The sequence below is a fragment of the Leuconostoc falkenbergense genome (genome assembly GCF_045801155.1).
GTDB lineage: Bacteria > Bacillota > Bacilli > Lactobacillales > Lactobacillaceae > Leuconostoc > Leuconostoc falkenbergense.
Genome location: NZ_CP174386.1, coordinates 1517575 through 1530605 on the forward strand (window position 1 = coordinate 1517575; position 13031 = coordinate 1530605).

Consider the following 13031-nt stretch of genomic DNA (forward strand, 5'->3'; position numbering starts at 1 on the left):
TTTATTCCCCTACTTCGATTTGCTTAATAAACTTTTCCAGACCATCTTGCCCAGATTGATCATTTTTGAAGACGCCTGCATCCTCAAGTACCCGACTGAAAATCTGTCCCACACTTTGTTGCACGATATGGGTCACATTATTCGCGTTAATCACTTCAGATTGCTTCAAAGTATCTGCCCATGCTTGATGTTTTTCTGCAATGTTATTATCATTACCTAATAAATATTGCGCAACTTCAGCTAATTCTGTTTTCAAACGTGGCGGTAAAATCGCTAACCCCATCACCTCAATCAAGCCAATATTTTCTTTTTTAATATGTTGGACGTCTGGATGTGGATGAAAAATACCGTCTGGAAAAGTATCAGATGTGTTATTATCACGTAATACAAGATCCACTTCATAATGGCCACTTCGAAATCTAACAATTGGTGTTACCGTGTGGTGCCGTTCACCATCATCACCATACGCACGAATTGAAAGAGAGGCATCATCATAATTTTGCCAAGCCATCATAATTCTATCAGCGGCATTTAGTAACTTTTCACGATCATCGTCAATCAAGCGGATGGTTGTCATCGGCCAATTTAAAATACCCGCTTCATGTAAATCACAACCTGCAATGGTAATTTTTTCTTTCATAACTGCTTTTGCCATTGGTAGTTCATAACGACCAGCTTGAAAATGGTCGTGTGATAAAATTGAGCCACCGACAATTGGTAAATCCGCATTCGATCCAATGAAATAATCTGGAAATTTAGACACAAACTCTAACAATCGTGATAAATTTTCGCGATCAACATGCATCGGGCGAAGATGTTCAGAGAGCACAATAGCATGTTCATTGAAATAAGCATAAGGCGAATACTGAAAATACCATTTTTCGTGTCCCAATGTTATCGGAATAACACGATGATTGGTGCGCGCTGCATAATCCAGTCGTCCCCAATATCCTTCATTTTCTTTTGCCAATTGTGACACGGGATATTGTGATTGTTGTTGGTTTTTATTTTTCAAAGCAGCCGCAATCGCTTTAGGATCCTTTTCTGGTTTGGATAAGTTAATGGTAATTTGCAGTGTACCATATTGTGTGTCTACCGGATAAGAAATATTTTGACTGATTTCACGTGTTTTAATGTAATTACTGCGTTGGGATAAATCAAAGAAATAATCAGTTGCCTGTCGCGGAGATTGCTGATAATGCTCCCAAAACATTTTGCGAACCTGTGATGGCCTTGGTACAATAAAATTCATGAGTTGCGCACCTAGCATATCAGTGTTCATTTGACGCAACGCTAATGTCCCATTTTTTTCGGCAACAGCTGTCAGCTGATCTAGTAACGCTAGGGTCGTTACACTGTCATCATCTACCAAGCGAGACGCCGTATTATGATTTGTTTCACCAACTAATCCCATAATTTGATTGACCAAATAAATTTCATCATCAGTTGTATAATCAGATTCTGCAATGATTTTTTTTGCGAATGCTGTGAATAAATCAATTTCCGCCATTATGCTTCTCCCGCTACTTCACCTACCCAGTGTGCCCCATTGCCAATATTAGCGACATAAAATGATGGTGCATAGCCAACAACTAATTCATATTGGCGTCCCACTGTTTCTTCCAGCTGCGCAACAGCATCGCGATGAACTAATGCAATCGCACAGCCACCAAAACCTGCTCCAGTCATGCGCGCGCCAAGTACACCATCAACCTGTTGCGCTGTTTCGGCTAAAGTATCTAGTTCGATACCAGTAACTTCATAGTCATCTTTTAACGATTGGTGCGAAGCATTCATCAATTCACCAAATTCCTTAAGATCATCATTTTTTAGTGCCTTTACAGCCACCTTGGTGCGTTCATTTTCATAAACTGCATGCCGTGCACGCTTACGCAAGGTTTCGGAGGATAAATTATCAGCATATTTATCAAATGTATCACTATCGAGTTCACCTAAATATTGAATAGGTACATATTTTTGCAATTGATATACAGCTTCTTGCGTTTCACGAACACGCTCGTTGTACTTTGAGTCCGCTAATTCACGTCGTTTATTCGTATTCATGATGACAACTACATAATCCCCCAAATGAATAGGCACCATCTCATAAATCATCGTATTAGTGTCAAGGTAAATTGCCCGATCCTTTTCACCAAAGCCAATTGCAAACTGATCCATAATGCCTGTGTTAACGCCAACAAAGTCGTTTTCTGCTCGTTGACCACTGGCAACCAATTGCAACCTTGGAATCTTAAGTTGGTACAATTTTTGAGCGACAACGCCAATCAATAATTCCAATGATGATGACGATGACAAACCTGAACCATTTGGAATATTACCTTCGATGACTAGTTCAAAACCATTTTCAAACTGATTACCATACCCTCTAAGAGCCTGTAATACACCTTTAACAAAGTTACCCCAAGATGCGTGAGGTAATTTGTCTTCATTATCAATATCAAAGGTAATCACACCTTGTTCTGGAAAATTAGTTGAATAAATTTTGACATCACGATCTGATCGTAATGCCGCTACGCCATAAGTTCCTAGCGTAATTGATGCTGGAAAGACATGACCGCCATTGTAATCTGTATGTTCACCGATTAAGTTGATGCGACCCGGTGAAAAAAATTTATCACTTGGCAAATGGTGAAATTGACTTTCAAAAACCTGCGTTAATTTTGTGTAAGTATCAGACATTTCAATCTACCTTTCTTACTTTAATTCGTTTTCTTGGACTTTAAAATATCTAATTGATGAGGTAAAATCTGCTTGCTCAATCGGCGCATTATATAAACCAATTGACATCAACTCATCCCCAGAAAAACTTTCTTTTGTGGTTTGATCAACATAGAGTGCTTCGGGCAGCAAGTAGCCCATCTTTGTAATGCTAAACGTTGGTTGCGCCGTTGATAACACACGATAATTAAACAAAAGCGCCTCTGTTTTATCTTCATTCACAAATTCCCAAGCAGTTTCGTTGCCCTCAAACGGACTTTTAATGCGATAAAAATCACCATATTGAATCAACTGCCGTTGTTGCTTATAAAATGAAATTTGATCTTTAATCTCACTTTTTTCTTCATTAGATAACTTAGCTAAGTTTAATTCATATCCGAACACACCCGCAGTCGCAACATCGCCACGCACTTTCAAACTCGTCTTGCGACCAGTTTGATGATTAGGAGATGCAGAAACGTGAGCGGTCATGCTTGAAACTGGATAACTCAATGTTGTACCATATTGAATTTTCAAACGCTCAATAGGGTCTGTATTATCAGATGTCCATGACTGTGGGAAATAATACAGCATACCGGCATCAAAACGACCGCCACCACCTGAGCAACCTTCAAACAAAATTTGAGAATATCGGCTGGTCAAACGATTAGCCAAATCATATACACCTAACATATAGCGATGTGCTACTTCACCTTGACGATCAGCTGGCAAAGCAGTCGAATAAACTTCCGTCAGATGACGATTCATATCCCATTTAATGTAATCAATTGGCACATTGTCCAAAATAGCCACCATTTGATCAAAAATATTGTCCACGACTTCTGGCCTTGAAAAATCCAGTACATATTGATCTCGACTGGGTGTCATGACACGCTCTGGAATATGTAGTACGTATTCTGGATGGGCGCGATACAGGTCAGAATTTTTAGAAATCATTTCTGGTTCAAACCACAGTCCAAACTTCATTCCTTTGTCATGCACTTTTTGTGACAAACCATTTAATCCACCACCATCTTTTAATTTGGCTGTGTACTCAAACCAATCACCTAGTGAACTATCATCGTCATCACGATGACCAAACCAACCGTCATCTAAGACAAACATTTCAACACCTAGCGGCGCAGCCTCATCTAAAATTTCTTCAATTTTTTCGGCATTGAAATCAAAATAAGTTGCTTCCCAGTTGTTGATAACAATGGGACGTTGTGCGTACTGGTATTGTCCGCGAGCCACACGTTCCCGCAAAAGGTGATGATAAGCTTGTGACATACCATTAAGGCCCTCATCCGAGTACACCATCAGCGTCTCTGGTGTTTGAAAACTATCTTCTGGTGTCAGTTCCCAAGAAAAGCCTTCTTCATTAATACCAGCTAAAATGCGCAACTGATCAACATAATCTTTTTCTAAAGTAAATTGATGATTGCCAGAGTAAACTAACTGAATGCCGACTGCCTCGCCTTGATTTTCTGTCGTGGTCGGTGCAACCAAAGCAATAAATGGGTTCATGTGGTGTGAACTGGTACCACGATGACTTGCAAACGTCGTTAACCCTTGACGCAATGCCTGCCTTTCAATGCTTCGCTCACGAACATGAGCACCCGGCAAAGAGATAACTTCCAAATCATTGGCAGGTAAATCCAATTGGAGCGACGCGATTTTTTCAATTTTCACATTTTCGCTAGATAAGTTTTTGATGTTGCTCCAGCGTGTTACAACTGGCCTGTCCGCATAAATTGTGTAGTATAAAGTAAGTTCGACATTTAAAGTAACATCTTCCAACACAATTGCTAAAGTTTGCGCCTCGTCATCAGATAATACGTAAGCATGTGGTAAATCGCTTAAATTTATTTTACCTTTTTCAATTGCGTACGATTTAAAGCGAAAATCAGTAGCTTCGGCACCATCTACGCCCCGTAATTTGATGGCAGCTTGTCTAAAATCGCCTGTATCATAACCACTATACTCTTGTAACAACGTATCTTTTGAAAAACGACGGTCTGTTTGATGAGGTTCTCCAGCTAAGTTAGGTGAAAAACCGCGATCTAATCGTTGATAAAGACGAGAACCATGATAGCCTGATACCTTTTTGCCAAAGTACAAGTGGCTCAACACCCCACCATCTTCGATTTGAATCAAGTAAGACACCTGCTGATTTGATAGATGAAAAACTTGTTGTTGTTCATCAAAAAAAATGTTTGCATTAGACATTTGCTTCCTCCAAGAAAATATTTACTAAATTACAAACATAGTTTACCACCTGTTTACTAAAATGTAAACGGTTACTTATTTTTTTTGAACGTTTCTCGATAATGTAGTTGACTGGGAATTGTTGCCCAAATTGGCCAAGTTCTCTCTCCTCTAGCCAGTTCACATGCTTGACTTATAGCAGTTTTGCCGATTGCGCTGGGATGTAATTCAACCGTAGTCAGCGCTGGCACCAGATATGAAGCTAACTCCAAATTATCAAAGCTCACCACATCAATGTCTTTCCCGGGCTCAATGCCTTGTAGCTTCAATGCATTAATAGCGCCTAATGCAATTGGATCTGACGCCACCAACAAAGCATCCAATTGAGACTCCTCTTCCAATAATTTTGTTGCACCCAAGCTGCCAGTTTCTGCATGCCATGTTCCAGTATGAAAATGAGGGGTAATACCATGATTCTTGGACCATTCCTCATATATCTCGCTACGTACGTCTTCCAGATTAGTTGTTGTAGTACCGTCAAGAGCTGTCAAATCATTGATGCCACCGATGAAGCCAATTTTTTGTCGACCCGCTTCATATAACTCGTTCAAAATTCTAACTGTCATCAACCGCAATTCAGGATTAACCGCATCAATATCTTGGTAGTGGTCTTTTGCATCAACTAAAACGATACTGCTATTGATTTGTTTTAGTTGATTCACTGCGCTGGGGGTCATATCCCCAAGTACAATAATGGCATCGTAATGGGCGAATTCAGCCAATTTCAGTCCTTGATTGATACGGATAACTTCATCAACCACAATACCACGCTCATGAGCACCTTGGACAATGCTTAAATAAATTTGGCGCCAATAAGAATCATTTGCTTCGCGCGTTTCAGAAAAGACCGTCAAAACTGCAATATGGAGTGTTTGAGCAGTCACTTCTTTTTTCGGTTTCTTAACATAATTAAGACGCTGTGCTGTATCAATAACCTTGCGTCGTGTTTCGTCTGATACAGATAACGTCATATCTTGATTTAAGACACGTGATACCGTACTTGCCGAAACATCTGTTGCTGCCGCGATGTCTTTTATTGTAACCATATATTCTTCCTCAACTCGTCAATGTTGTGATATCAGTCTTTATCACAGTAAATGTTCTTTTATTATTTTACAACAAATTGCGATAAAATACTTTTTACTAAATATTTAGTAAAAAGTATTGCTTTTTCTTTTGAAAGCGCTTACTATTAACTGTGTTAGCTGATATCGAAAAGGAGAATACAATTATGAAGTCTAACAATCAATCGATGACCTCTCGCGTTTCCTATGCGTTTGGTGCATTCGGTAACGATATGTTTTTCGCTACATTGTCAACTTATTTCATTATGTTTGTGACAACACACTTGTTTAATAGTGGTAACGCTGCACAGAATGACAAAATGATTAGTTACATCACGTTGATTATCTTCCTATTGCGTTTCGTTGAATTGGCAATTGATCCATTTATTGGTAACGCAATTGATAATACAAGCACTCGTTGGGGTAAATTCAAGCCTTGGGTGGTTGTTGGCGGTACTGTCGGTTCTATTGCCTTAATTATTTTGTTCACAAATATGGGCGGTTTGAACAAATCAAATCCACTGCTTTACTTAATCATCTTTGGTTTTATATACATCATTATGGATATTTTCTATTCATTCAAAGATATTGGATTTTGGTCAATGATTCCTGCGTTAACATTTGATTCTCGTGAACGTGAAAAAACAGCCACATTTGCTCGAATCGGGTCAACTATCGGTGGTAATTTAGTTGGTGTAGTCGTCATGCCACTTGTTCTTTTCTTTTCTTTGAATTCAAATGGTGGCACGGGTGATACTCGTGGCTGGTTCTGGTTTGCTGTGATTGTTGCAACTATCGCTTGGTTAAGTGCCGTAGCTGTTGGTATCGGTACCAAAGAAGTCGATTCAGATCTTCGTAAAAATAAAGAAAAAACAACTTTCAAAAAAGTTATTCACATTTTAACTCATAACGATCAATTGATGTGGATTGCCCTCTCTTATGGACTCTACACAACTGGGGTTACACTCGTCAACTCGCTGGAACTGTATTACTTTACTTTTATTTTGGGTAATTCATCTGCTTTCTCAATTTTTGCTAGTCTCAATATTGTAACTGGCTTGCTGTCTGTCTCACTATTCCCAAAGTTAGCTGATAAGCTTAACCGTCGTAATCTCTTCTTCTGGTGCATTTTGACAATGATCATCGCCTTGGTTTTGTTTGTATTTGCTGGTCAATCATTGCCAATGGTCTTAATCGCTGCTGTACTGTTCGCTATTCCACAACCCCTAGTCTTCTTGGTTGTCTTGATGACCATTTCCGATTCTGTTGAATATGGTCAACTTAAGTTGGGCCACCGTGATGAATCACTAACATTGTCAGTTCGACCATTGCTAGACAAGCTAGCTGGTGCCATTTCAAACGGTGTCGTCGGCTTAACAGCTGTTGCTGCTGGTATGACAACTGGTGCCACTGCTGCTTCTGTTAGCGCTTCAGGTCAAGTTACTTTTAAACTCATTATGTTTGGTTTGCCAATTGTTATTATTTTAATTGGTACGTATGTATTCTATCGCAAGGTCACATTAACAGAAAAGAAGCACGCTGAAATTGTTGATCAGTTGGAACGTACTTGGGGCAAGCAATTAGCTGATGATTCTGCTAGCCCTGTCACGACATCAACTAAAATTGAAGCTGGTGCGCATGACTACAACGCACCAATCGCCGGTGAGCTTGTTGATTTAGCATCAGTAAATGATCCTATATTTGCCAATGGCGCGCTTGGTCAAGGATTTGCTATTAAGCCTTCTGATGGTCGCGTATATGCACCATTTGATGGTACGGTCAGAATTGCCTTTTCTACTCGACACGCTGTTGGACTGGTCTCTGATACTGGTGTCGTAACATTAATCCACATTGGTATTGGGACGGTAGCTATGCAAGGTACTGGTTTCGTGACTTACTTTGAACGTGGCCAACACGTCAAGCGTGGTGATTTACTCATTGAGTTCTGGGATAAAGCTATTAAAGATGCTGGATATGATGATACAGTTATTGTTACCATCACTAATTCTAGTGCCGATGACACATTGACATTAAAGAAACCACTCGGAAGCTTAGTCGATAAAGACGATGTCATTTTGACGCTTGAAAATAATGGCTAAAATACCGATTATATTATAATACGTAACAAAAGGCCTAAAGTCATATACTTTAGGCCTTTTGCGTCTTTAAAATTACATTTGATTGAGATGTGCCTCAATCCATTGCCACACTTCATCTTTACCGTATTTCGTTTCCGATGAGAAAAATTGAAAATCACTGTCTTCTTCGTCAAAACCAAGTGTGCGCTTGATATTTGATTCATATTTATTAAAACGACTGCGTGATATTTTGTCTGACTTGGTCGCAACAACCAAGATTGGAATATTGTAGTAATGCAACCACTCGTACATTGAAATGTCATCATCACTAGGATCATGGCGGGCGTCAACTAAGCTGATTACACCGCGTAATTGCTTGCGTGATGTGATGTACTCTTCAATCATATGACCAAACGCTTCGCGCTGCTTCTTGGATACTTTCGCGTAACCATAACCAGGCACGTCAACGAAATATAATTGGTCTTCCACATTATAGAAGTTCAACGTTTGCGTTTTCCCCGGTTGTGATGATGTTCTGGCAAAGTTTTTGCGGTTAATCAATGTGTTGGTCAATGACGATTTACCGACATTTGAGCGACCAACAAGGGCAATTTCAGGTTTGCCATCAGTTGGATATTGGGTGGCTGAGACGGCGCTCATCACCATTTCAACATTATGCACGTCCATGAGTTAACCCTCCCTTTTAAGTTGTAGCTCTGGTTGCTCACCTTTTTCAACACTTGCTTCGGTAATAATGACTTTCGCCACATCATCACGACTTGGTATATCATACATGACATCCTTCATGACGTTTTCAATGATTGAGCGTAGGCCACGCGCGCCAGTATGGCGTTTGATGGCTAGTTCGGCCATTGCTTCTAATGCATCTGGTTGGAACTCAAGTTCAACATCATCTAAGCCCAAAAGTGCTGTGTATTGCTTAATGAGCGCGTTTTTAGGTTCTGTCAAAATGCGTGCCAAGTCAGCCACTTTTAATTCATCTAACACGGTCACAATTGGCAAACGACCAATAAATTCTGGAATTAAGCCAAACTTGGTCATATCTTCTGGTTGCACATGGCGAAGAATATTTTCGTCATTGAGGGCAACTGCGTTTTCATTAGCGTCTGAACCGAAGCCGATGACTCGTTCACCCAAACGTTCCTTGATAATCGTGTCGATACCTGCGAAAGCACCACCGACGATAAATAAAATGTTGGTCGTGTCAACCTGAATTAACTCTTGTTGCGGATGCTTACGACCACCTTGGGGTGGCACGCTGGCAATGGTTCCTTCTAGCATTTTAAGCAACGCTTGTTGGACACCTTCACCAGAAACGTCACGCGTGATTGAAACATTCTCAGATTTCTTGGCAATTTTGTCAATTTCATCGACGTAAATGATGCCGTGTTCGGCTGCCTCGACATTGAAATCAGCTGCTTGCAACAACTTCAAAATAATGTTTTCAACGTCTTCACCAACATACCCTGCCTCAGTCAAAGTGGTGGCATCAGCAATGGCAAATGGCACATTCAAAATACGCGCCAAACTCTGCGCCAAATATGTTTTTCCTGAACCAGTTGGTCCGATTAAGGCAATGTTTGATTTTTGTAATTCAACGTCCGTGGTTGGCGCAACATTTTCATTGATACGCTTGTAATGATTATAAACGGCGACAGCCAACGTCTTCTTAGCGTCTTCTTGACCGATGACATAATCGTTTAGTTCAGCGACGATTTCATGTGGCGTTGGCAATGATAAGACTTGGGCCGCTTGCGAGGTGGTTAATTCTTCTTGAATAATGTTTTGCGCCAAAGCAACACATTCGTTACAAATATAGACACCATTTGGTCCCGCAACAATATTTTTGACTTCACTGGCAGATTTACCACAAAAACTGCAATGTACTTCTTCTTCAAAATTTGGTGTATTCGCCATTATTTTCCCTTTTTGATTGATCTTTTAATATCAATAATATTTTAGTTAAACAGTATGATACTATTATACTATTTTATAGTCTTCTTACAAACCATACTAACTTTAATTCTACTAAAATAAAAAAGCACCTCAACCTGAAGTGCTCTTAAAATCAAACTCATTTATACTGCTTTAGCAGAGTCAGTCACTTTCTTAATGACTTCGCGCATAGCAATGTCATGCTTCAACAATGAATCTGACAAAGTTGCACGTACTTGTGCAGCGTCCATGTTGTATTGTGAAGCCAAGTTGTTGATTTCTTCAGTAACTTGTTCTTCTGATGGTTCAATACCTTCTGCTTTAACAATTGCTTCAAGTACAAGGTTAGTCTTAACGCGAGTTGCTGCGCCGTCTTCGAATTGCTTGTGCAAATCATCTTCAGTTTGGCCTGAAATTTGGAAGAACATTTCACGAGAAATGCCTTGTTGTTGCAATTGTCCCAAATATTGATCGATTTGACGATGAACATCTTCATCAATCATAGCATCTGGAATCTTGTCACCGTCGATTGAAGCATTGTCAACTGCCTTAGTGATGACTGCGTCTTCAAATGCTTCTTTAGCACTTTCAGCTTTAGTTTCAGCTAACTTCTTAGCAGTCTTTTCTTTCAATTCTGCCAATGTTTCAACTTCTTCATCGACATCCTTGGCAAACTCGTCGTCCAATTCAGGCAATTCCTTGCGCTTCAATTCATGAATCTTAACTTCAAACAAGGCTTCTTTGCCAGCCAAATCAGCAGCTTGATAGTCTTCAGGGAACGTAACATTAACGTTCACATCTTCACCTGCTGTGTGACCTACCAATTGTTCTTCAAAGCCAGGAATGAATTGACCTGAGCCCAATGCCAATGAAAAGTCGTTGGCTTGACCGCCATCAAAATGTTCGCCATCAACAGAACCATCAAAGTCAATAACAACAGTATCGCCGTTTTCTGCCTTAACTGATTCTTCTTGCAAAACAAGTTCTGCTTGTCCTTCTTGCAAACGCTTGATTTCGGCATCAACGTCAGCGTCAGTCACTTCTTCATCTTGAGCAGCAACTTCAAGGTTCAAATAGTCACCCAACTTCACTTCAGGTGCAGTTGTAATTTCAGCTTTCAAAGTCCAAGCTTCACCCTTGTTCATTGAGACTGGTTCGATATTTGGACGACCAACTGGTGTCACACCAGCTTCGTCAACAGCTGCTTCATAAGCGGCTGGCAAAACAATATCCATTGCTTCTTGATACAAAGCTTCTTCACCAAACTTTTGGAAAAAGAGTTGCTTTGTCACTTTTCCTTTACGGAATCCAGGGATTGAAACCTGATTTTTATTACGTTGGAAAGCTTTATCCAAACCTTCTTCAACTGTTGCGCGTGAGATTTCAAATTCTAATGTGCCTTGGTTTTTTTCATCCGCGGCTGGTGTCCACTTAGACATGTTATTTCCTCCGAGTTTTCAATACTATCTAATTTTAGACTAAATTTACGAATATCACAACTATTTTGTCGTGAATAAGCATCTAAATTTTACCATTTAAGGTTACATTGCTTTTTTTAACGATAATACAGCATACAATCCAGCTGCAAATAGCATGGTTAGCCAAGTTGAACCAACTGTGTCTGTGACCAGTGTTACTTGTTGCAAACCAAAATACACGGCAATACTAATCACCCAAGTGATGTAGGCCCGAACGTTGAAACCAGCTTGATACCAGTATTTCCCATCTATTTTACTAAATTGATTGGTGTCATAATTTTTACTACGGACAAAGAAAAAATCAACCAGTAGAATAGCAATTTCAGGTCCTAAAATCATCCCCACCATATCTAAAAACCAAATAAACGTGTTGATAAACCCACCAAAAATAAATGGAATAAAGCTCATCAACGTGGCAATGATGGTAACAATCCAGAGCGATGGTGTCAGCTTAATTTTTGGCAAAATATTATTAAACGCTGACCCCGCTGCCATTAAATTAACCGCATTTGCTGTGGTTGATGTCAGCATAATCACAATCAATGCTAAGACACCCAGTCCCAACTTTGACGCAACAGTTGAGGGATCAGAACTATCTGGATTAAACGCATTTGTACTGACAGCAGCGGCAATCGTAGTTAATGAGCCGACAATAGCAAACCAATACAGACCTAACGTTGCACCAATAAATGGCGCCTTGGTTGCAGATGATTTATTTTTTGAAAAACGCGTAAAGTCCGCTGTCGCCGTCACCCATGCCAAATTAAAAGCCGCAAAAACGTCAATAGCAGTTCCAAATGATAGATGTGCTGCAGTTGGTGCATGCCAAGCTAAAATTTGTTGTAATGATACTTCTCGTAAGACCACGATAGTCTCCCAGATGACCAAGGCAATCACCAAAATGATACCAATTCGTTCAATTAATCGAATGGATTTTTGACCGAGAGAAATTGAAATCAAATGTAAAATGCCCATAATCACAACACCAACGACCATACCTTTGATACCACCGGGCTTAAAGTTGGTCGAACCAAAAATATCAGCCAATAAGTAACTAACAGATATTGCTGCAATATAGGTATTAACCGCTGCCCAGCCCATAAATTGCACCACGTTAATCAACGATGGTCCGATTGAACCGCGAACTCCAAATGCTGGTCGCATCAAGTTCATTGTTGAGGCGCGCACCTTGTAGCCCATGTAGCCAACTAGTGCCAAAAATACATAAGCGAGCGGTCCACTAATTAAAATGACACCCAAAGCACCACTCAATCCAAGCGCCGCAATAACACCGCCAATATACCACGTACCATTGTTTGCATTCGCACCAATCCATGTTGCCAATTGGTCCCAGAAACCCATCTGCGCGATATGCCGGTCATTATCGACTTTTATCCCCTGACTCTCCATATTTGCCTCCGTTTTAATGATAATACAATTAGAATTATCATAACAAAAAACGCCCGCCA

Annotated in this window: 9 protein-coding genes; 1 reads left to right on the forward strand and 8 read right to left on the reverse strand. The window is 40.1% G+C overall.

Annotated elements, in window-relative coordinates:
• Position 1 precedes the first annotated feature (1 nt).
• From galT to ACI3ES_RS07520, 4 genes are all read right to left on the reverse strand, one after another.
• Entirely contained in the window at positions 2-1510 is a 1509-nt protein-coding gene (galT, locus tag ACI3ES_RS07505) for a UDP-glucose--hexose-1-phosphate uridylyltransferase (RefSeq protein WP_114667690.1), read from the reverse strand.
• Entirely contained in the window at positions 1510-2700 is a 1191-nt protein-coding gene (locus tag ACI3ES_RS07510; RefSeq protein ID WP_004910421.1) for a galactokinase, read from the reverse strand. The genes galT and ACI3ES_RS07510 overlap by 1 nt, the downstream gene beginning before the upstream one ends.
• Before the next feature lie 15 nt (positions 2701-2715).
• Complete coding sequence (locus ACI3ES_RS07515; protein ID WP_142511796.1) at positions 2716-4947, reverse strand: alpha-galactosidase; 2232 nt, start codon at positions 4945-4947, stop codon at positions 2716-2718.
• Between the two features lie 71 nt (positions 4948-5018).
• Positions 5019-6032 carry a LacI family DNA-binding transcriptional regulator gene (locus ACI3ES_RS07520; RefSeq protein ID WP_114667692.1) on the reverse strand — a complete coding sequence of 338 codons (1014 nt, stop codon included), beginning with the start codon at positions 6030-6032 and terminating at the stop codon, positions 5019-5021.
• Between the two features lie 185 nt (positions 6033-6217).
• On the opposite strand from ACI3ES_RS07520, the gene ACI3ES_RS07525 reads away from it, so the two are divergent.
• Positions 6218-8149 (forward strand): glycoside-pentoside-hexuronide (GPH):cation symporter, encoded by a 1932-nt coding sequence (locus ACI3ES_RS07525; protein ID WP_114667693.1) that lies wholly within the window; start codon positions 6218-6220, stop codon positions 8147-8149.
• 72 nt (positions 8150-8221) lie between these two features.
• On the opposite strand, the gene yihA is transcribed toward ACI3ES_RS07525, so the two are convergent.
• The 4 genes from yihA to ACI3ES_RS07545 form a co-directional block, all read right to left on the reverse strand.
• Entirely contained in the window at positions 8222-8815 is a 594-nt protein-coding gene (gene yihA, locus ACI3ES_RS07530; protein ID WP_114667694.1) for a ribosome biogenesis GTP-binding protein YihA/YsxC, read from the reverse strand.
• Between the two features lie 3 nt (positions 8816-8818).
• Complete coding sequence (gene clpX, locus ACI3ES_RS07535) at positions 8819-10066, reverse strand: ATP-dependent Clp protease ATP-binding subunit ClpX (RefSeq protein ID WP_114667695.1); 1248 nt, start codon at positions 10064-10066, stop codon at positions 8819-8821.
• A 161-nt stretch (positions 10067-10227) separates the two neighbouring features.
• Positions 10228-11523 carry a trigger factor gene (gene tig, locus ACI3ES_RS07540; RefSeq protein WP_114667696.1) on the reverse strand — a complete coding sequence of 432 codons (1296 nt, stop codon included), beginning with the start codon at positions 11521-11523 and terminating at the stop codon, positions 10228-10230.
• Between the two features lie 102 nt (positions 11524-11625).
• Positions 11626-12972: a cytosine permease gene (locus tag ACI3ES_RS07545; protein ID WP_114667697.1), complete on the reverse strand. Its 1347-nt coding sequence runs from the start codon at positions 12970-12972 to the stop codon at positions 11626-11628.
• Positions 12973-13031: the final 59 nt, after the last annotated feature.